This is a genomic window from Lysobacter sp. TY2-98, assembly GCF_003367355.1.
Lineage (GTDB): Bacteria > Pseudomonadota > Gammaproteobacteria > Xanthomonadales > Xanthomonadaceae > Cognatilysobacter.
Genome location: NZ_CP031413.1, coordinates 2600688 through 2620249 on the forward strand (window position 1 = coordinate 2600688; position 19562 = coordinate 2620249).

A 19562-nucleotide genomic window follows, 5' to 3' on the forward strand; every position below is an offset into this window, starting at 1 on the left:
AGTCCGCAGGACTATGCGACGTCCGTGAGCGGCGCGACTTCGGCGAGTCGCTGCAGTTCGTCCTCGAGTGCGGAGATGCGCGCGTCGAGGCGGGCACTCACGTCGGGAGCGAGATGGCTCAGGCCTTCCAGCATCTGCGCGAGCTGGTCGAGACGCTGGCGGCGCTCATCCATCGCGGCCTGCCGCCGCTGCTGGTCCAGCGCGGGCACGTCGACGCGGGTCTGGATGCGGCGACGCTGCTCGGTCAGTACCTGGTGCAGGCGCGCCGCGCCGCGGCGGTCGGCGTCGCTCCACGGCGCGCTCCGACCGCGCACGCTTTCGCGCCACACCGCGAACGAACGGCGCGGCGCGATGCGCAGGCCGTCGTCGGTGGGGACGAGGGCCTTCGCCGGCTCGCCCGCCCAGTTGACGGTCTGCACCTGTTCGTCGCGGAACAGCAGCAGCCAGTCGTCGGCCCCGAGTCGCAAGGCCAGCACGCCGGCGGTGGCATCACCGTCCATGGGCGCGGCCCAGTCGGCGGCGGTGTCGGTGACGGCGACGCTCACCGCGCCCTGCTGCTGCAGCCAGTCGACCAGCGACGCCACGCGTCGCGGATCCGGCGTCTGCCCGCTGGCATGCCAGCGCGACTGCGACCACAGGGCGGCGCCGTCGGCGCCGAGCGCGGTGCGCAGCAACGGCAGCTCGTCCATGAGCGCGCGATCGAAGTCGCGCGCCTGGGCCAGCCGCAGGACCAGCGCGTCGCGGACCTGCTGCGCATGTTCGAAGTGCGCGAGCGTCCTCTGCTGTTCGGCGGAAGCGACGCGCATCGACACGAACAGGCCGAACAGGTCGGCGGCGGCACGGACCGCCGGCGGCACGAGCCGCGGCACGCGGTGATGACAGGCGATCAGGCCCCACAGGCGGCCGCCGGCGATGATCGAGATCGACATCGACGCCCCCACACCCATGTTGCGCAGGTATTCGAGATGCACCGGCGACACACTGCGCAGCGCGTGCTGCGAAAGATCGAGCGGGCGACCATCGTCGACGGTGCCGGGCACGATCGGCACGGGCTCGTAATCGACATCGGGAATCACGCGCACGCGGTTGCGCAGATACAGCGCTCGCGCCTGCGGTGGAATGTCGGACGCGGGAAAGCGCAGGCCAAGGTAGGGCTCCATGTCGTCCGCCCGCGCTTCCGCGATGACGTCGCCGGTGCCGTCGGGCAGGAAGCGGTAGACCATGACGCGGTCGTAGCCCGTCAACCCGCGCACCTGCGCAGCGACGAATTCGTGGAAATTCTCCGGCGGCTCGTGCGCGACCGCGCCGATCATCGACTGTGCGAGCACCGTCGGCTGCGGCGACAGGCCGCGCTCGTAACGCGGCTCGATCTCGATGTGCACGAGGTCGTCGGCCACGTGCACGACGAGGTCGCACGCGGTGCCGAGCGGGCCGAGGTTGGCCTGCCCCGCACGCTGCGCCGTCGTATTGCCGGGCGTCACCATCGACAGCGTGTCGAGGATCGCCTGCAGCACTTCCTCACTCGCGTAGTCGCGCAGCGAGCGTCCCAGCAGTTCGTCGACGCTGGCCCCGAGCAGGTCTTCGACGTTCGCCGAGGCGTGGCGCACCGTCCAGTCCGGCATCGCGCAGCTGACCAGGTAGCCATGGGCCTGGATGGCGCCGGACAGGTGGATCGGTTCCTTCGCGCAGCCCTCGGCGTCGATGGTGTTCAAACGGGTCATGCAGCCGCTCCGTAACGTGCATCGTCGAGGCAACGCTCGACACAGGCGAAGGCTTCGTTCGCGCCGGCACAGGCGGCGCGCTCTTCATCGGGGCTCAGACGCAGGGCGTCGAGCGTGGACAGCAATGTGCGCCAGGCATCGCCCTGCGCGTGCAGCGTGAGATACCGCGCGCCCTGCGTGGCATCGAAGCCGAGCGCTTCGACGCGTCGCAGCAACACGCGCGCGCCCAGCGACGAACCGGCGATCACGTAACGCCAGCCGAGGCGCGCATCGTCACGCGTGGCAGCGGGCGTCTCCAGATCGATGATGGGCGCGCCGCCGACGACGCCCAGGTCCGCGAGCAACGCGGCTTCACACGCCACCAGCTCCTCCGCATCGCCGAGCACGTGGCGCGCATTGGCGACAAAGCGGTGCATGGCACGCAGGAAGATCGCGTAGCCGGCGACGTCGTCGAAGGCGTCCCCCACCCGCGCATCGACGCGGGCATGGGCATCGGCGGTCGCGTCACGGAGACGCCACCGCAGGGAGTTGGAGGGGGACATGCAGTCACCCTAGCAGCCGTGGCTGAACCGTTCGGTGTGTATGCGCACACTCGGCGACGCTTACACTCGCTTGACTTCCGCGACCGCCTATCCAGATGAACCGCCTCCGGCTTCGTGCTGCCCTCCCCGCCGTCCTGCTGACTGCCGCTTTGAGCCTGCCCATCGCTTCCGCCGAAACGCCCGTCCCTCCGTCCAAGCTCACGCTCGAAGCGCTCGCGGGCGATGCGCCGCTGTCGGGACCCAGCCTGGTCAAGCCGAAGGTGTCGCCGGATGGAACGCGCGTCACGTTCCTGCGCGGCAAGGATCGCGACCGCAATCGCCTCGATCTCTGGGCCTACGACATCGCGAGCGGTACGACCCGACTGCTCGTCGACTCCGACGACGTGCTGCCCGGCACGGAAGTGCTGAGCGACGAGGAGAAGGCGCGCCGTGAACGCCAGCGTATCGCCGCGCTGTCCGGCATCGTCGACTACCAGTTCTCCCCCGACGGCAAGACGCTGCTGTTCCCGCTCGGCGGCGATCTGTATCTCTACGACCTCGCAAAGTCCGGCAAGGACGCGGTGCGCAAGCTCACGAACAAGGAAGGGTTCGCGACCGACCCGAAAATCTCGCCGGCCGGGAAGTACGTGAGCTTCGTGCGCGGCCGCAACCTGTGGGTGATCGATCTCGCCAACGGCACGCAGCGCCAGCTCACCTTCGACGGCGGCGAGACGATCGGCAACGGTCAGGCCGAGTTCGTCGCCGACGAGGAAATGGACCGCCACACCGGTTACTGGTGGGCGCCGGACGACTCGGGCATCGCCTTCGCGCGCATCGATGAATCGAAGGTGCCGGTGCAGAAGCGCTACGAGGTGTATCCCGATCGCACCGAAGTCGTCGAGCAGCGCTATCCCGCCGCGGGCGACACCAACGTCGCGATCAAGCTCGGCGTGGTCGACCCGTCCGGCGCGTCGAAGGATGCGCGCTGGATCGACCTCGGCAAGAACCCCGACATCTACCTGGCCCGCGTCGCCTGGCGCGATCCGCAGCACCTCACCTTCCAGCGCCAGTCGCGCGACCAGAAGACGCTCGAGCTGATCGAGACCGATCTGGCGTCGAACAAGCAGCGCACGCTCGTCACCGAACATTCGAAGACCTGGGTGCCGCTGCACGATGCGCTGCGCTTCCTCAAGGACGGTGCGTTCCTGTGGAGCAGCGAGCGCACGGGCTTCGAGCACCTGTATGTCATCGACGCCGCCGGCAAGGCGCGCGCGCTGACGTCGGGCGAGTGGCCGGTCGACGACGTGCTCGGTGTCGACCAGAACGTCGGCTGGGTCTACTTCAGCGCCGGGCGCGAATCGCCCACGCAGCTGCAGGTCTATCGCGTGCCGCTCAAGGGCGGCGCGATCGAGAAGCTGTCGAAGGAGGCCGGCTGGCACAGCGCCAACTTCGCCGCGAACAGCAGCGTCTACGTCGACAGCTGGTCGAACGCGTCCACGCCGCCGCAGCTGGTGTTGCACCGCGCCGACGGCAGCGCGATCGCGACGCTGGTGAAGAACGACCTCGCCGACGCCAAGCATCCGTACGCGCCGTACCGCGCCGCGCATCGTCCGATGGAGTTCGGCACGCTCAAGGCCGCGGACGGCACGACGTCGCTGCACTACTACGTCATCAAGCCGGACGGCTTCGATGCATCGAAGAAGTATCCGGTGGTGGTCAACGTGTACGGCGGGCCGGCGTCGCAGACCGTCAAGGAAACCTGGCAGCCCGACCTCAACCAGTACCTCGCGCAGCACGGCTACGTGGTGTTCTCGGTCGACAACCGCGGCACCCCGCGTCGCGGCGCGGCCTTCGGCGGCGCGCTGTACGGCAAGCAGGGCACGGTGGAAGTCGACGACCAGCGCAAGGCGCTGCACTGGCTGACGTCGCAGCCGTGGGTCGATGCCAAGCGCGTCGGCGTCTACGGCTGGAGCAACGGCGGCTACATGACGCTGATGCTGCTCGCCAACGGCCAGGGTGACTACACCTGCGGCGTCGCCGGCGCGCCGGTCACCGACTGGGGCCTGTACGACACGCACTACACCGAGCGCTACATGGACCTGCCCAAGAGCAATCCGTCGGGCTACAAGAACGCCCGCGTGCTCGAACATATCGACGGCCTGGTCGGCCCGAACGCGCCGAAGCTGCTGCTGATCCACGGCATGGCCGACGACAACGTGCTGTTCACCAACTCGACGGCGCTGATGAGCGCGTTGCAGCAGCGCGGCCAGCCGTTCGAGCTGATGACGTACCCGGGCGCGAAGCACGGACTCAAGGGCAAGGACCTGCTGCATCGCCTGAAGATCACGGACGAATTCCTCGGGCGCTGCCTGAAGCCCTGATCGCACCGCGCGCCGGCCTGTGGTCGGCGCGCGTCTTCGCTGTCGTTCTCTCGTGACCTTCGGCGCATGGCCAGCCCGGCACTGCACGCCATCCTCGACGCTTCCTCGGAGCCCTGACCATGCACAAGCCCCTCGTCCTCGCCCTTTCGCTCGCGCTGCTCGCGCTTGGCGTCGCGCTGGCCGCGCCCGCCGCGCCGGCGGCCGCCAGCAAGACCGTCAAGAAGCCGGTGCCCGCCTGGGTCGCGCGCAGCAACGAGTTCGCGCAGATCCTGCAGAAGTCGCAGGGCCCCTTCCAGCCGGAGCAGCTCTCGTTCTTCGGCGTGCCGGGCTTCGACGACAAGGTCTTCGACTTCGGCCCGAACTATCCGGCGCGCTACCGCGAGGCCACCGCCAAGGCGCGCGACGAACTCAAGGCCAAGCTCGCGGTCGAGAAGGATCCGAACGTCCGCCAGGACCTCGAGATCCTGGTCCAGGCCGCGGACGACGCGATCGAAGCCAGCGCGGTCAACGAGAAGATGACGCGTCCGTGGCTCGACGTCGGCCAGACCGTGTTCGGCGGCCTGCAGGGCCTGCTCTCCGACCAGACGCCGGCCGATCGCCGCGCGATGGCGGTCAAGCGTCTCCAGGCCTATGCGGGCATGGCGCCCGGCAGCACGCCACTGACCACGCTCGCGCGCCAGCGCTATGAAGAACGCGATCAGGCCGGCCTGCTGATGCCGACGCAGGTCGAAGTGCAGCAGTCGCTCGACAACCTCGAGACCTACCGCACCGGCATCAAGCAGCTCTTCGACAAGTACAAGCTCGACGCCGGCCCCGCGCTGGCCGAGTTCGACAAGCAGCTCACCGACTACGCGGCGTGGACGAAGTCGACCGTGCTGCCGAAGGCGCGCACGACCTACGCGCTGCCGCCGGAACTCTATGCGCTCGCACTCAAGAACGTCGGCATCGACATCGATCCCCGCACGCTGATCGAACGCGCGCAGATGGAGTTCGCGGAGACGCGCAACGCGATGCAGCAGATCGCGCCACTGATCGCCAAGGAACACGGCTGGAAGGACACCGACTACGTGGCCGTGATCCGCCAGCTCAAGAAGACGCCGATCGCCGACGACAAGATCGAATCGCATTACCGCACGGTGGTGATGCCGGAACTCGATCGCCTGATCGCGGCGAACCGCGTCGTCACGCTGCCCGATCGTCCGATGCAGATGCGCGTGGGCACGCCGGCTGAAAATGCCTCGCAGCCCGCGCCGCACTTCCTGCCGGCGCCGCTGGTGGGCAACACCGGCCAGCAGGGCGTGTTCGTGTTGCCGCTGTCGAATCCGAATGCCGGCGCCGACGGCCCGTACGACGACTTCAACTACCCGGCCGGCGCGTGGACGCTGTCCGCGCACGAAGGCCGCCCGGGCCACGAGCTGCAGTTCACCGCGATGGTCGAGCGCGGCATCTCGCTGGCGCGCACGCTGTACGCGTTCAACTCGGTCAACGTCGAAGGCTGGGCGCTGTATGCCGAAGCCGAGATGGTGCCGTACGAGCCGCTCGACGGTCAGCTCATCGCGCAACAGCTGCGCCTGCTGCGCGCCAGCCGCGCCATGCTCGATCCGATGATCAACCTCGGCCTCACCGACCGCGACACCGCGTTCGACTGGCTGGTGAACAAGGTCGGCCTGTCGAAGGCGATGGCGCGCCAGGAGATCGATCGCTACTCGGTCAACTCGCCGGGCCAAGCGGGCAGCTACTTCTACGGCTACTCGCAGCTGATGCAGCTGCGCACGGAAACCGAGATCGCGCTGGGCGACAAGTTCGATCGCAAGGCCTTCAACGATTTCCTGCTCGACCAGGGCCTGCTGCCGCCGAAGCTGCTGGCCAAGGCGGTGCGCGAGCAGTTCGTGCCGCAGCAGAAGGCGAAGAAGGGCTGATCGCTCGGTCTCTCGCAATGCAAAACGCCCGCAGCGATGCGGGCGTTTTCTTTTGCAGCGTCGGCCGGGTAACTCAGGTCACGCGCGCCAGCATGCGCTCGCTGCGCACGAAGCGCGCCCAGCGGGTGCCGATGTCGGCCCAGCAGATGTACGCGGCTTCCCCGGCAAGGCGCAGCAGCATGCGCGGAGTGAGACGCAGCCGCGGCTCCGCGGCGCAGAGTTCGACATCGAAGCCGAGCTGGCGCGCGAACAGCGCGCAGCGCGCGAGGTGGTAGCGGTTGGACAGCAGCGTCACGCGTTCGACGACGGCATCGCCGAGCATCTGCCGTGCATTGCGCAGGTTCTGCAGGGTGTCGCGCGAACCGGATTCGAGCTGCAGCGGTGTGTCCGGCGCGAGGCCGCGCGCGAACAGTTCGCGACGCGCGATCTCCGCTTCGCTCAGCTCGCCCTGCGCGCCACCGCCGAGCAGCACCAGGTGCTGCGACGGACGCTCGCGCCACAACTGCGCGGCGCGATCCAGGCGCGCGGCGAAGTCGGTGTCGATGCGGCCACGCGGTGCGTGCTTGCCGAACAGCAGCAGGTGCGCGCCCTGCTCCGGCGCGCACGGCGCGCGCAGCGCAGTGCGAACCACGTGCACGAGATAGGCGAGATAGACGAGTCCGGCCGAGAGCACGCACGCGGCCAAGGTGACGATGCCGGTGAGCAGCACGTCGCGGTCGCGGAAGAGCGTGAACTGGTGATGGGCGCGGGACGACATCGAAGCGGCCGTTCAGCCACACAGGGCCGACGTCGCGCGAGGATACGCCATGAGGGCGGCGTGAAGGATGACCGCTGGCATACTTCACCGCCCTGCCGATGGGAGCCGCCGTGCCGCCGTCCGACCTCAGCCCGATACCGCCGCTCGCGATCCGTGCGTTCACCGCCACGAGCGCGCTCGGGCGTGGGCTGGACGCGCATCGACGCGCCCTGCGTGAAGGCCGCAGCGGCCTGCGTCGCAACGACTTCGGCGCGCAGCCGCTCGACTGCTGGATCGGTCGCGTCGACGGCGTCGAGGACGAAGCGCTGCCCGCCGAGTGGTCGCAATGGGAATGCCGCAACAACCGGCTCGCGTGGATCGCGCTGCAGCAGGACGGCGTGCTAGATGCCGTGCGCAACGCGATCGCGCAGTACGGCGCCGAGCGCGTCGCCGTGGTGATCGGCACCTCGACCTCGAGCATCGGCGCGACCGAGGAGGCGTACACGCGCCTGATCACCGACGCCGACGGCACCCCCAATTTCCCCGCCGACCTGCAGCGCCCGATCATCCACACCGTGCACTCGCCCGGCGACTTCGTGCAGCACGCTACGGGCGCACGCGGCCCCGCGGTGACCGTCGCGACGGCCTGCTCGTCGAGCGCGAAGGTGTTCGCGCAGGCCGCGCGCCTGATCGAAGCGGGCCTCGCCGACGCGGCGATCGTCGGTGGCGTCGACACGCTGTGCGGCAGCGTGATCTACGGCTTCAACTCGCTGCAGCTGGTGTCGAAGAACCCCTGCAAGCCGTTCGACGCGACGCGCGACGGCCTGTCGCTCGGCGAGGCCGGCGGGTTCGCGGTCGTCGAACGCGCTCAGGACGGCGACGTCGGCCTGCAGCTGCGCGGCTATGGCGAGTCCTCCGACGCGCACCACATGTCGGCCCCGCATCCGGAAGGCCTGGGCGCGCAGTTCGCGATGCGCGATGCACTCGCACGCGGCGGCGTCGACGCCAGCGACGTCGGCTATCTCAACCTGCACGGCACCGCGACGCCGGCGAACGATCGCGCCGAATCGCTGGCGGTGAAGGCGATGTTCCCCGACACGCTGCACGCGAGTTCGACCAAGGCTTACACGGGTCACACGCTCGGCGCGGCCGGCATCGTCGAGTCGGTGATTGCATTGCTCGCGCTGGAGTCGGGTGAATTGCCGGGGACGCTCGGCGCCTCGACGCCGGACGCGATCTGCGGCCCGCAGATCCGCTTCGCATCGACCGCGCAGGCCATCCGCTACGCCATGAACAACTCCTTCGGGTTCGGCGGCAACAACTGCTCGCTGCTGTTCGGGCGGTCCGCATGACGTTGACCGCAACGATCGAAGGCATCGGCTTCTGGGCCCCGGGCGTTCCCAGCTGGGAGGCCGCGCTCGCGCTCGTGCGCGACGGAACGCGGGTCGACAACGCGCCGTCGCGCCCCTCGCCGCAACTGCTCCCACCCAACGAACGCCGCCGCGCGCCCGACAGTGTGGCGGTCGCCCTCGACGTCGCGCTCGCCGCGTCCACCGCTGCGGCGCGGGATCCCAAGACGCTTCCTTCGGTGTTCGCCTCGATGCACGGCGACCTCGCGATCACCGATTACATGTGCGCGACGCTCGCCTCGCAGCCGGATGCGGTGTCCCCGATCAAGTTCCACAACTCTGTGCACAACGCCGCCGCGGGCTACTGGACGATCGGCGCGGGCGCGATGGTGCCGGCGACCTCGCTCAGTGCCTACGACGCGACGTTCGCGCAGGCCCTGATCGAAGCCTGCGTGCAGCTCGCGACCGGCGCGGAAGCGGTGCTGCTGGTCGCATTCGACGCGGCCTCGACCGGTCCGCTGGCCAAGGTCCAGCCCAGCGCCGGCCTGCTCGGCGGAGCGCTGGTGCTCTCACGCGGCGACCGCGGCCCGCGGCTTAGCCTGTCGCTTGGTGACGGCACGGTCGGCGAGCCCGCCGGTGCGCTCGCGTCATGCGCGCCGCACAATGCGATGCGACCGATGCTGCCGTTGTTCGACGCCCTCGCGGCTGGAAAGCCGCACTGCACGCTCCGGGCCGGTCCGGGCCGTGTCCTCGACGTGGAGATCCTGCATGGCTGAGCCGATCAGCGCCCGTGACGTCGCGATCGTCATTCCCGCGCTCAATGAAGAGCTGCGGATCCGCGACGTCGTGGAAGGCGCGCTCGCGCACTGCCCCAACGTCATCCTCATCGACGACGGGTCGGACGACGCGACGGTCGAGCGCGTGTCGGACCTGCCGATCACCGTGATCCGCCACGCGACGCGCATGGGCAAGGGCGCGGGCCTGCGTGACGGTTTCGCCGAAGCGATGCGTCGTGGCTTCCGCGGGGTGATCAGCATGGACGGCGACGGCCAGCATGCGGCGGAGGACATCCCGCGCCTGCTCGACGCGGCCAACGTCTATCCCGATCACATCGTCATCGGCGCGCGCCTGCGCAAACGCGCGCGCCAGCCCACGTATCGGCGCATCGCCAATGAATTCGGCGACTGGGGCATCGCCTGGGGCTGCGGCTTCCGCCTTGCCGACTCGCAGAGCGGCCAGCGCTTCTATCCGGCCTCGGTCTGCGCGCTCGGCGTCGGCGACATTCCGGGCGAGGACTTCGTCTACGAGGCGCAGATGCTGATCTCGGCTTCGCGCAAGCTCGGCGTACGCTGCGTGTCTGTGCCGATCGAATCGCGCTACCAGGCCGACACCGGCCCGGTGAAGTTCCGCAAGAGTCACTTCCGCCCGCTGCGCGATCTATGGCGCATCACCTCGCACGTGGTCGTGCAGGTGTTCGCTTACGGCAATGTGATGGCCGAATACCGTCGCACGCGCAGCAACCCGGTGATCATCCACGACCCCAGCGGCGAGTTCGCCCCGAACGCGGTCGCCGCACCGGCACACAGCGGCTGATCATGGATACCACTATCGACTCGGATGTCGTCATTCTGGGCGGCGGCCTCGCCGGCCTGACGCTCGCGCTGCAGCTCAAGCGTCGCGACGACTCGCTGCGCATCACCGTGCTCGAACGCCATCGCCACCCCGTGCGCGAGGGCGCGTTCAAGGTCGGCGAATCCACCGTCGAGATCGGCGGCCACTATTTCGCCCACGTGCTCGGCCTGCGCGAGCACCTCGACAGCGCGCAGATCCGCAAGTTCGGCTTCCGCTTCTTTTTCAGCGACGGCGAGTTCGAACTCGACCGCTGCACGGAGCTCGGCGTCAGCCGCCTGCTGCCGACCATCTCGTGGCAGATCGACCGCGGGCGCTTCGAGAATTTCCTGACCGATCACGTGCGCGCGCAGGGCATCGACGTGCGCGACGGCGCGATCGTGCGCAACTTCGACCTCGCCACCGACGGCGCGCCGCACAGCGTGCGCTACGAATGCGACGGCGCGACGCATGAACTCACCGCGCGCTGGGTCGTCGATGCCTCCGGTCGCGCGGGGCTGATCAAGCGCAAGCTCGATCTCGCCGAGACCAATGCGCACAACGCGAACTCGGCCTGGTGGCGCGTCTCGGGCCTGCTCGATCCGCGCGACTGGTCGATCGATCCGGACTGGCTCGGCCGCTGCACGCCGCCCGATCGCTGGCGCTCGACCAACCACATGTGCGGCGAGGGCTACTGGTTCTGGCTGATCCCGCTGTCGTCGAACCAGCATTCGGTCGGCATCGTCTGCGACGGCGACCTGCATCCGCTGGAGACGATGAATACGCACGCCAAGGCGATGGACTGGCTGCATCGTCATCAGCCGCGCGTCGCCGCGATGCTGGAATCGGGTACGCACGAGCTGCAGGACTTCATGTTCATGCGCCACTTCTCGCATGGCGCGAAGCAGGTGTTCTCGGGCGATCGCTGGGCGCTCACCGGCGAGGCCGGTGTCTTCCTCGACCCGTTCTATTCGCCGGGCAGCGATTTCATCGCGATCTCCAACACCTACATCACCGAGATGATCCTGGCCGATCGCGCGCGCAAGCCGATCACCGCGATGGCCTCGCTGTACCAGCAGCTCTACTTCTCGTTCTACGAGAACACGATGACGCTGTACCAGGATCAGTACCGCCTGTTCGGCGATGCGCAGGTCATGCCGCTGAAGGTGATCTGGGACTACACCTATTACTGGTCGCTGCTGGGGCCGCTGTTCTTCTCCGGCTACCTGACCTCGCCGCAGGTACTGGGTCAGTTGCGCGCGCTGTTCGGCGAAGCGCGCACGCTCAATCTCGGCATGCAGGCCCTGCTGCGCAGATGGGGCGAACTCAATGCCGCGCGCGGCGACACCGCGCCGCTCGACGGCCGCCTGCTCGACCAGTACAAGATCCCGTGGTTCTACGAACTCAATCGCCAGCTCGGCGACCCGCTCGAGCCCGACGCGTTCGTCGCGCGCATGCGCAGTGACATCGCGCGCATGCACGACCTCGCGGCGGAGATGCTGCTGCACGGGCGACGCGAACACCCGACGCTGGGCGATGCGGGCCTCGAACTCGTGCTCGGCGGCCACCCGGCACCGGCCGAGCCGTTGCTGTCGCCGGTCTGGTACGCGGAAGCCGCGACCGCCGATGCAGCCGCGTAGCGCGGGTCAGCCGCCGGACGCCTGCTCCGGCACGTAGATCGCGATCGCGTGCGCGAGCTCCTTGGGCGGGTTGATGCCGAAGCTGACGCCACCGCTCGAGAAGCCGCCACCGCCGTGGTAGTTGCCGCCGCCCACGCCCACGCCGACACCGCTTCCCGAAGACACCTGCGCGCGGTCCTGCAGCAGCACACCGTTCGCGCCGAGCTTGGCGGCCTCGGTGCGCAGCTTGAGCATCAGGCTGTCGGTGCGGTTCTGCGCGCCATAGGTGAAGTCGCCGCTGCTCGCGTCGAGGATGGCGATCTCGACATAACGCGTCTGCGGCGCGGAGAGATACAGGCGCACCTGCTCGACCGGGATCGGCGGACGCGGATCGGAAATCATCACGTGCGAGGCACTGGCACACGCGGTGAGTGCGAGGGCAAGCAGCGCGGGAATGAGCGGGCGCAGGGTCATGGCAGCGGCCTCCGTCGGTTCATCCCATCTTGCCCCGTGCCGATGAACCGTGCGTGCACCGTCCGTCCCACCCGTCAGTCCATTGGCGGGGCGGCCGCCGCGACGGCGCTGCCGACCGGGGCATCGAAATTGGTCTTCAGATAGGACGCGACCATGTCCGCCAGCCGCGCGAGCATGAGCTTGTCGGCCGCGCCCAGGCTGTAGCCGGCGGCGATGGAGTTGGCGTGCTGCAGGAACTGCGGTTCGGCGACGACTTCGCCGGTCGCCTTGTCGACCAGGCGCAGTTTCACCAGCGCCCACGAGCTGCCGGCGAAGCCGCCGAACAGCACGCGCTTGCCGCCCGTGATGAAGCGGATGTCGGCGACTTCGGGCTGGATCAGCAGCGTGCGCGGCTCGCCCTGTACCGGCGTCGCATTACGCGGCTCGATCAGGCGCGGCACGCGTTCGCCGACGTCGACATCGAGGTACTGGCGCGCGACGACGTTGCCCTTGTGCGTCTCGAGCCCCGGTGCGAGCGTCACCGGCTGCAGCTCGAAGCGGTCGAAGTGCGACAGCGCGATCGTCGGCGGCGGATTGCGCGCGGCGGGATCGATCGCGGGCGGCGAGGCGATCACCGGACCGGCAAGGAGAAGGGCGAGCAGGACGACGGAGGCGCGGCGACGGAACATCGGAAGGCTCCGGCCGACACGGCGCGGCCTGGGCGATCGATGTAACAGCCGCCGCTTCACGACGGCGTCGACGAATGCGCGGGCGTGCGATGAAGGCTCAGCTTCGTCGCTGCGGCGTGAGGCGTTACGCCATGCCGCCGTTGATGCCGATCACCTGCCCGGTGACGTAGCCCGCGTCGTCGCCGCAGAGAAAGCCCACCAACGCGGCGACTTCCTCGGGGCGACCCGCACGCGCGGCCGGCACGATCTGCTTGATCGTCTCGATCGGGAACGCGTCGTTCGCCATCGTGCCTTCGATCACGCCCGGCGCCACCACGTTCACCGTGATGCCGCGGCTCGCCATCTCGCGCGCCAACGACTTCGACGCGCCGTGCAGCGCCGCCTTCGCCGCCGCGTAGTTGGCCTGCCCACGGTTGCCCGTGACCGCCGCCACCGACGAGATGCTGACGATGCGGCCCCAGCGCCCGCGCGCCATCGGCAACAGCAAGGGCTGCGTCACGTTGTAGAAGCCATGCAGCGACACATCGATCACCCGCGTCCATTGCTCGCGCGACATGCCCGCCAGCGGCGCGTCGTCGTGGATGCCGGCGTTGTTGACGACGATCTGCACCGCGCCGGCGTCGAGCAGGCGCGCGATCGCCTCGCCACTGGCGTCGGCATCGGCGACGTCGAACGCCACTGCCTCGGCCGAGCCGCCGTCCGCGCGAATCGCGTCGACCACCGCCTGCGCCCGCTCCAGTCGCCCATTCGCATGAACGATCACGTGCGCGCCCTGCGCGGCGAGGCGTCGCGCGATCGCGCCACCAAGGTCGCCGCTGCCGCCGGTCACGAGTGCGCGTCGAAGGGTCATGTGCGAAATCCGTGTGAATCCCGCGTCATTGTCGCGTAGTCCGTGGCGGGCGTCGCAAGTCGCGGGCGCCTAGGTGTTTCTGCTTATTGCGCCTGAACACGGCGCCCGGAAAATGAATGCGACGCCCGGGAGACCGCCGCCTATGTCCGAACGCCAGCGCCAGCGCGACCTCGATACCTACCGCATCGTCGACTCGCTGCCGGAAACCGCCTACGACGACGTCGTGCGAATCGCCGCACGCATCTGCGACGCCCCTGTCGCGACCATGTCGCTGATCGATCGCGACCGCCAGTGGTTCAAGTCGCGCGTCGGCATCGAATCGACGGAAACCTCGCGCGAGGTGGCGTTCTGCGACCACGCCGTGCGCGAACCGCAGCTGCTGATGGAAGTGCCCGACGCCATGCATGACCCGCGCTTCCGGGACAACCCGGAAGTGACCGGCGGCATCGGCATCCGCTTCTACGCCGGCATGCCGCTGGTCACGCCGAACGGCACCGCGGTAGGCACGGTCTGTGTGATCGACCGCCGCCCGCGCGAACTCGACGAAGGCCAGCGCGACGCACTGGCGGCGCTCGCACGCATCACCATGAACCTGCTGGAGTCGCGCCGGCAGCTGCTCGAAGCCGAGATCACCGCCGCGCTGCAGCCGCCCGCACCGGTCGATGGCGCGCACCACGGCGCGTCGCACTACTCGGTGGTGATCGTCGAGCTGCAGGGCTATTCGCGCGTGGTGTCGCAGCGCGGGCATCGCATCGTCGAGCAGACGCTGCAGCAGTGCAGCCAGGCGCTCGAACGCCTGCTGAAACCCGGCGAAGCGCTGAATCGCGTGAGTGGCGCGCCGGAATTCGTGCTCACGCTCAATGGCGACGTCGACGCCGAACGCCTGCAGGCGATCGAACGCGTCGCCAATGCATCGGCGACCATGCTCGGCACCGATGCGGTCGCCGCCGCGGCGTCCAGCATGTCGCCGAAGGAAAGTCCGCTCACCGTGTTCGGCCGCGCGGACGAGGAGCTGACGCGTCGCAAGACCGAGCGTATCGATGTGGCCGCTGCGAGCGTCGAACCGGCATTGATGCGCCACTGACATCACTCAGCCGCAGCGGAATCCGCCTTACGGATGGATCACCGCGGCGCGGCCTTCGGCGATGACGTCGCCGGCGTGGCGGATCACGAACGCGTACTGCGCGCCGGTGTCGCTGTCGACCAGCAGCTCGGCTTCGCCGTCGAGCGGGCCGTCCAGATCATCGATGCGATCGCGATGCAGAGTGACGCCGCGGAGCGCGACCAGCAGCCCGGGCCGCGGCGCGAGCCCCGCGGCCTGACCGAGCAGTCCGCCGTGCACCGCCATCGCCTGCGCGCCGTACTCGGCGAGGTGCACCGCATGCAGGCGATCGCGATGGCGCAGCGGATGCGCGGCATCGACGTGGTCGAACGCCTGCAGTGCGATCCGGCGTTCGTCCGCCTCGACCACACGCTGCCACAGGCACATGCGTCCCTGGTGCGGGATCAGCAGCGTGATCGCCTCGCGCGACTGCGGCAGCGTGGTCACGCCGTGCGCTCCACGCTGTCGTGGCGGACGATCAGCAACGCGAGCACGAAGTTCGATCCCACGCCGATCGCGACCGGCAGACCGATCGCACGCAGTACTGGGATCGTCGACAGGCCGAGCAGCAGGAACACCAGCAGCGTGGTCAGCGAGCAGACGATGATCGCGTGCAGGGCGCGCACCTGCTCGTCGGGATCGTCGCCCGCGTGGTCGAAGAACAGCGCGTAGTCGAGGCCCAGCCCCGCGGCGAGAATCAGCGCGACCAAGTGGAACAGGTTGAGCTCGACGCCGAACACGCGCAGCACCGCGAGGATCAACAGCGTGGTCAGCGCCATCGGCGCGAGCACGCGCAGCACGTGACGCGGCGTGCGCAGCGCGACGAACACCGTCGCGATCAGCAGCACCGCGGCCAGCGCAAGCGCCCACAGCACGCGGCCGCGATACGCGGCGACCAGCGATTCCGAGGCGTCCTTGAGGTCCATCAGCTGCGCGCCGGTGCCCTGCAACTCGCGTGAGACCACCATCGGATCGTTGAGCCCGGTCAGCGTGACCAGCGCCGTCGTGCCGCCGGGGCGCTGCAGCATCAGGCCTTCGACGGCGCTTGCGAGCGGCGTGCCGTCGAGATCGGCCGGCGTGAGCGGCTTCGCGCTGCGCGCGGTGGCGACGTCCTCGACGAAGCCTTCGAACGCGTCGGCCACGAACGGACTCGACGCGAGCGCGGTGCCAAGGTCGTGGCGCAGCGTGGCGTCATCGGGAAGTCGCGCCTGGCGCGCGCGCTGCGTCGCGGCGCTCGGCACGTAACGCGCGGCGAGGTCGTAGCCGGCGATCGCATGTTTCGCACGCAACGCGTCCAGCGTCGGGATCAGGCGTTCGCTGGCCTGCAGCACGGACTCGACGTCGCGACCCTCGATCGTGACGAGATAGCGTACGTCCGGCGCGCCGAGTTCGTTGCGCAGCTGCGCATCCTGCTGCAACGCCGCGGCCGGCACCGGCGTGAGCTTGGACAGGTCGTTTTCCCAGAACGCGCCGGGTGCGAACCTCAGCGCGGCGAGCAAGACTGCCGCCAGCACGAGACCGGAAACGACGCCGAGCCGCGGCCAGCGCGCGATCCGCGCCCACAGCGCACGCAGACGCCGCGAATCCGCGACATCGCGCGGCGCGGGATCGATCAGGCCCGGCAGCAGGAAGCGTGCGGCGATCGCCGCGCTGCCCAGACCCACGATGGTGAACACCGCGAGCTGGCGCAGGCCGTCGACGCCCGATACCAGGAACGTCATGTAGGCGATGCAGGTCGACGCGACGCCCGTGCCGAGCGTCGGCCACAGCGCCTTCGCGCTCGTCCACGGCGAGAGACCGGGACGCTGGTGGCTGAAGAGATGGATCGGATAGTCCTGCGCGACGCCGATCAGGGTGAACCCGAACGCGACGGTGATGCCGTGCACGCCGTCGAACGCGAATGCGACCGCGGCGAGACCGGTAAGACCAGCAGTCGCGAGGGGCAGGCCGCCGAGCAGCGGCGCCTTCCACGAGCGGTACGCGACCCACAGCAGCAGGAAGAAGCAGATGGAGTCGACCGTGCCGATCAACCCGGCCTCATGCTGCGTGCGTCCGGCCACTTCCACCGCGAACGCGCCGGGGCCGGTCATGACGAGATGCGTCGGCGTCTTGCCGCGCACCGCATCGAACGCGGCATGGATCGCGCCGACCGCGGCTTCCTGGCCCTTGGGATCGAAGCCCGCGGCCGTCGTCTGCACGGCGAGCAGCGCGCGGGACGCATCGCGGCTGACCCACACGCCATCGGCCTTCTGCGGTGACGCGGCGGGCTCCCACTGCGAGGCGAGTTTGAGGATCTCCAGCGTGGGATCGCGTTCGATCACCGGCTCGATCATCGACGCCATCGGCGAGCCGAGGTCGGCGACGCGCTGCTGCAGTTCGTCGCCCAGCGTGGCCGCGCCGAGGCCGCCGGTGGAGGGCGCATCGGAAAGCAGATAGCGATATGGCCGGAGGCGTTCGGGAATCGCGGACAGGTCCGCATCCCCGTTCGCGACGAGCGCGATGCCCTTCGTCGTGCGCAGCTTCGCGGCGAGTGCGTGCGACTGCGCGGTGCGCTGGTCGGCGGTGCCCCCATCGATCGCGAGCAACAGCAGGCGCGAACCCGGGCCTTCACCGAGCTCGTCGATCAGGAAGTGCTGCGCCGGCGTCTGCGGCGCCGGCATGAACTTGCGCAGGTCGCCACCGAGATCGAGCGTGCGACTCGCGGCCCAGCCCAGCAGCGCGAGCAGCGCCAGCCAGACGAAAGCGAGAAGAAGGCGAAGCCGCGGTGTGAGACTGCGCCCGTCGCTCATCGCGTCGCTGCGCCGTGGCACAGCGTGGTGAGCGATGCGGCGTCCGCGACGCCACTCGCCGACTGCGCGGCGCCGGCGAGCAGCGTGCGCTGCAGGTCGCCCTTGGCGGGTGTCGTCTCGATGCAGCGCAGTTCCGCGCCGCGGCCGTACAAGGCGATCGTGCGCACATAGGTCGCCGTGCGCTTGTCCTTCGGCGTCAGCTGCAGTGTCCACTGCTCGCGCGAGCCGCTGCTGTCGATGCGGAACGCGCGTTCGAGCTGCGTGCGATCACCGCTCAGCAAAGCGCCGAAGCTCGATTGCAGGCCCGCCAGCTGCGGCGCGCGATCCAGGGAATACGTATGCGACGACGTGCCGCGCTTGATGGTCACGCTGCCGGCGCGAATGGTCGAGGTCTCCGCGTACGGCAGGCGCACCTCGCGCACCAGTGTGTCGTCGTTCGGTCGGGCGTATTCGCCTTCGATGCGCAGCGGCGCCTTGAGCAGGCGCGAGCCGTGGAGCTCGACGAACTGCGTGCGCATCGGCGCGGGGCGCGCCAGCTTGGACAGGATCCAGCCGGTCTCGATCTCAGGCGATGCGGCGTGGACCGACGGCATCGCCAGCGTCAGCAGCAGGAGCGGAAGCAGGGAGCGTCGCGGCATGGTCGGTCTCGCGCCAGAAGTCGAAGAAGTTGAACCAGTTGTACGGGGACTGTCGTGCGGTCGCTTCGAGGATGCCGGCATAGCGCCGCACGCAGTCGGCGATCACCGCGGCGCGGTTATGCCGGTCGGCGACCAAGCGGTCGCTGAACATGGTGAAGTCCAGGTCGTAGCGGTTGCCGCCGCGGTACAGGCCGAACGCGGTGCAGACCGGCAGTTTCAGCATGGCGGCGATCATCCACGGTCCGGTCGGGAACGACGCCGTGCCGCCCATGAATGGCACGTCCAGCGTCGGTGCACCCGGTTGCGCGCGGTCGACCAGCAGCGCCACGAGCGCGCCTTCGTCGGTCGCTTCCTTGATCGCGAGCAGCACCGACGGGCCATCCATGCCGCCGTCGATGATGTTGGCGGCCAGTTCCGGATTCAGCGCGTCCAGCAGCGTCTGCATCGCCACGTTGTGCTTCTTGTCGAGGACCACGCGGATCTTGGTCTGCGGGCGGCGCGTGCCGAGCACGCGCATCGCGTCGAAGCTGCCGAGATGCGAGCCGACCAGCAGCACGCCCTGCCCGCGATCGAGCGGTTCGTGCAGTTCGTCCAGACCCGTCGTGCGGATGTCGAAGCGATCGAGTTCGCCGCTGAGCAGGAAGACACGATCGAGGATGGTCGAGGCGAACGTGTGAATGTGCTTCGCGATGTCGCGCGTCGTCGCCGGGCGACCGAGTGCGCGGGTGAGGAAGCGTCGCGACGCTTCGCGCTCGAACGGACGACGCAGCAGGAAGTACAGCGTGATCGGATGCAGCAGCGCACGTGCGACGCTGCGGCCGCCGTAGCGCCCGATGCTGCGGATCAGCCAGATCGCGAACCAGCCGCCGCCTTCGGGGCGTTCCTTCCAGTTCGTGTTCACGGCGCGCCACCGGCGACAACGTCGCCACTGGCGAGCAGCACGTCGTCGCGCATCACCCTGAAACGCCAGCGCGGCGCGGCGCCGTCGAGTTCGATGCGCGCGACTTCACCCGGATGCAGCGGTTGCAGGAACTTCACCTGCGGCAGACGCACGCCGTGCAGCGGACCGGCGTCGGCCTCGATCGCTTCGACCACGCGATCGAGCAGCACCACCCCCGGCACGATCGGATGGCCCGGGAAATGGCCGGGCAGGCACGGGTGCGCGGGGTCGATCACGAACTGCATCG

The 19562-nt window shown here is 69.1% G+C and carries 18 protein-coding genes; 7 read left to right on the forward strand and 11 right to left on the reverse strand.

All coding sequences use genetic code 11. From position 1 onward, the window contains the following. Positions 1–11 precede the first annotated feature (11 nt). Together DWG18_RS12665 and DWG18_RS12670 are read right to left on the reverse strand one after the other, a co-directional pair. Positions 12–1721, reverse strand: coding sequence for a GAF domain-containing protein (locus DWG18_RS12665; protein ID WP_115647521.1), 1710 nt, complete (start codon positions 1719–1721; stop codon positions 12–14). After that, positions 1718–2263: a biliverdin-producing heme oxygenase gene (locus DWG18_RS12670; RefSeq protein ID WP_115647522.1), complete on the reverse strand. Its 546-nt coding sequence runs from the start codon at positions 2261–2263 to the stop codon at positions 1718–1720. Before DWG18_RS12670 ends, DWG18_RS12665 begins: the two co-directional genes overlap by 4 nt. 95 nt (positions 2264–2358) lie before the next feature. Between DWG18_RS12670 and DWG18_RS12675 the strand changes: the two genes are divergently transcribed. Then, positions 2359–4623, forward strand: a complete 2265-nt coding sequence (locus DWG18_RS12675) for a S9 family peptidase (protein ID WP_115647523.1) — start codon at positions 2359–2361, stop codon at positions 4621–4623. Between the two features lie 119 nt (positions 4624–4742). Next, entirely contained in the window at positions 4743–6542 is a 1800-nt protein-coding gene (locus tag DWG18_RS12680) for a DUF885 domain-containing protein (RefSeq protein ID WP_115647524.1), read from the forward strand. A 73-nt stretch (positions 6543–6615) separates the two neighbouring features. Here DWG18_RS12680 and DWG18_RS12685 read toward each other — a convergent pair whose 3' ends face one another. Continuing rightward, on the reverse strand, positions 6616–7299 hold the full coding sequence (locus tag DWG18_RS12685) for a YdcF family protein (RefSeq protein WP_115647525.1): 684 nt from the start codon (positions 7297–7299) through the stop codon (positions 6616–6618). Positions 7300–7433: 134 nt separating this feature from the next. On the opposite strand from DWG18_RS12685, the gene DWG18_RS12690 reads away from it, so the two are divergent. Genes DWG18_RS12690 through DWG18_RS12705 form a run of 4 tightly spaced genes read left to right on the forward strand, consistent with a single transcriptional unit; the run spans position 7434 to position 11875 of the window. Further along, entirely contained in the window at positions 7434–8630 is a 1197-nt protein-coding gene (locus tag DWG18_RS12690) for a beta-ketoacyl-[acyl-carrier-protein] synthase family protein (RefSeq protein WP_115648180.1), read from the forward strand. After that, complete coding sequence (locus tag DWG18_RS12695) at positions 8627–9403, forward strand: beta-ketoacyl synthase chain length factor (RefSeq protein ID WP_115647526.1); 777 nt, start codon at positions 8627–8629, stop codon at positions 9401–9403. The genes DWG18_RS12690 and DWG18_RS12695 overlap by 4 nt, the downstream gene beginning before the upstream one ends. Continuing rightward, on the forward strand, positions 9396–10220 hold the full coding sequence (locus DWG18_RS12700; RefSeq protein WP_115647527.1) for a glycosyltransferase family 2 protein: 825 nt from the start codon (positions 9396–9398) through the stop codon (positions 10218–10220). The genes DWG18_RS12695 and DWG18_RS12700 overlap by 8 nt, the downstream gene beginning before the upstream one ends. Positions 10221–10222: 2 nt before the next feature. After that, entirely contained in the window at positions 10223–11875 is a 1653-nt protein-coding gene (locus DWG18_RS12705) for a tryptophan 7-halogenase (RefSeq protein ID WP_115647528.1), read from the forward strand. Positions 11876–11881: 6 nt separating this feature from the next. On the opposite strand, the gene DWG18_RS12710 is transcribed toward DWG18_RS12705, so the two are convergent. The 3 genes from DWG18_RS12710 to fabG form a co-directional block, all read right to left on the reverse strand. Then, positions 11882–12328: a hypothetical protein gene (locus tag DWG18_RS12710; RefSeq protein ID WP_115647529.1), complete on the reverse strand. Its 447-nt coding sequence runs from the start codon at positions 12326–12328 to the stop codon at positions 11882–11884. Positions 12329–12402: 74 nt separating this feature from the next. After that, complete coding sequence (locus DWG18_RS12715; protein ID WP_115647530.1) at positions 12403–12996, reverse strand: hypothetical protein; 594 nt, start codon at positions 12994–12996, stop codon at positions 12403–12405. Between the two features lie 124 nt (positions 12997–13120). Next, positions 13121–13846, reverse strand: a complete 726-nt coding sequence (gene fabG / locus DWG18_RS12720) for a 3-oxoacyl-ACP reductase FabG (RefSeq protein ID WP_115647531.1) — start codon at positions 13844–13846, stop codon at positions 13121–13123. A 142-nt stretch (positions 13847–13988) separates the two neighbouring features. On the opposite strand from fabG, the gene DWG18_RS12725 reads away from it, so the two are divergent. Beyond that, positions 13989–14930 carry a GAF domain-containing protein gene (locus DWG18_RS12725; RefSeq protein WP_162823837.1) on the forward strand — a complete coding sequence of 314 codons (942 nt, stop codon included), beginning with the start codon at positions 13989–13991 and terminating at the stop codon, positions 14928–14930. Positions 14931–14957: 27 nt separating this feature from the next. On the opposite strand, the gene DWG18_RS12730 is transcribed toward DWG18_RS12725, so the two are convergent. From DWG18_RS12730 to DWG18_RS12750, 5 genes are read right to left on the reverse strand one after another with little or no spacing between them, the layout of a single operon-like run. Next, positions 14958–15335: a phosphotransferase gene (locus DWG18_RS12730; RefSeq protein WP_115648181.1), complete on the reverse strand. Its 378-nt coding sequence runs from the start codon at positions 15333–15335 to the stop codon at positions 14958–14960. Positions 15336–15391: 56 nt separating this feature from the next. Then, positions 15392–17737, reverse strand: coding sequence for an MMPL family transporter (locus DWG18_RS12735; protein WP_115647533.1), 2346 nt, complete (start codon positions 17735–17737; stop codon positions 15392–15394). Further along, complete coding sequence (locus DWG18_RS12740; RefSeq protein WP_115647534.1) at positions 17734–18375, reverse strand: LolA-related protein; 642 nt, start codon at positions 18373–18375, stop codon at positions 17734–17736. Before DWG18_RS12740 ends, DWG18_RS12735 begins: the two co-directional genes overlap by 4 nt. Further along, positions 18302–19276 carry an acyltransferase gene (locus DWG18_RS12745; RefSeq protein WP_115647535.1) on the reverse strand — a complete coding sequence of 325 codons (975 nt, stop codon included), beginning with the start codon at positions 19274–19276 and terminating at the stop codon, positions 18302–18304. Before DWG18_RS12745 ends, DWG18_RS12740 begins: the two co-directional genes overlap by 74 nt. Then, positions 19273–19560, reverse strand: a complete 288-nt coding sequence (locus DWG18_RS12750; protein ID WP_115647536.1) for a hypothetical protein — start codon at positions 19558–19560, stop codon at positions 19273–19275. The genes DWG18_RS12745 and DWG18_RS12750 overlap by 4 nt, the downstream gene beginning before the upstream one ends. Positions 19561–19562: the final 2 nt, after the last annotated feature.

Coding starts and splice junctions, on each gene's coding strand:
- DWG18_RS12665 (WP_115647521.1), bottom strand. CDS start 1,721: ATGACCCGTTTGAACACCATCGACGCCGAGGGCTGCGCGAAGGAACCG.
- DWG18_RS12670 (WP_115647522.1), bottom strand. CDS start 2,263: ATGTCCCCCTCCAACTCCCTGCGGTGGCGTCTCCGTGACGCGACCGCC.
- DWG18_RS12675 (WP_115647523.1), top strand. CDS start 2,359: ATGAACCGCCTCCGGCTTCGTGCTGCCCTCCCCGCCGTCCTGCTGACT.
- DWG18_RS12680 (WP_115647524.1), top strand. CDS start 4,743: ATGCACAAGCCCCTCGTCCTCGCCCTTTCGCTCGCGCTGCTCGCGCTT.
- DWG18_RS12685 (WP_115647525.1), bottom strand. CDS start 7,299: ATGTCGTCCCGCGCCCATCACCAGTTCACGCTCTTCCGCGACCGCGAC.
- DWG18_RS12695 (WP_115647526.1), top strand. CDS start 8,627: ATGACGTTGACCGCAACGATCGAAGGCATCGGCTTCTGGGCCCCGGGC.
- DWG18_RS12700 (WP_115647527.1), top strand. CDS start 9,396: ATGGCTGAGCCGATCAGCGCCCGTGACGTCGCGATCGTCATTCCCGCG.
- DWG18_RS12705 (WP_115647528.1), top strand. CDS start 10,223: ATGGATACCACTATCGACTCGGATGTCGTCATTCTGGGCGGCGGCCTC.
- DWG18_RS12710 (WP_115647529.1), bottom strand. CDS start 12,328: ATGACCCTGCGCCCGCTCATTCCCGCGCTGCTTGCCCTCGCACTCACC.
- DWG18_RS12715 (WP_115647530.1), bottom strand. CDS start 12,996: ATGTTCCGTCGCCGCGCCTCCGTCGTCCTGCTCGCCCTTCTCCTTGCC.
- fabG (WP_115647531.1), bottom strand. CDS start 13,846: ATGACCCTTCGACGCGCACTCGTGACCGGCGGCAGCGGCGACCTTGGT.
- DWG18_RS12725 (WP_162823837.1), top strand. CDS start 13,989: ATGTCCGAACGCCAGCGCCAGCGCGACCTCGATACCTACCGCATCGTC.
- DWG18_RS12730 (WP_115648181.1), bottom strand. CDS start 15,335: ATGTGCCTGTGGCAGCGTGTGGTCGAGGCGGACGAACGCCGGATCGCA.
- DWG18_RS12735 (WP_115647533.1), bottom strand. CDS start 17,737: ATGAGCGACGGGCGCAGTCTCACACCGCGGCTTCGCCTTCTTCTCGCT.
- DWG18_RS12740 (WP_115647534.1), bottom strand. CDS start 18,375: ATGCCGCGACGCTCCCTGCTTCCGCTCCTGCTGCTGACGCTGGCGATG.
- DWG18_RS12750 (WP_115647536.1), bottom strand. CDS start 19,560: ATGCAGTTCGTGATCGACCCCGCGCACCCGTGCCTGCCCGGCCATTTC.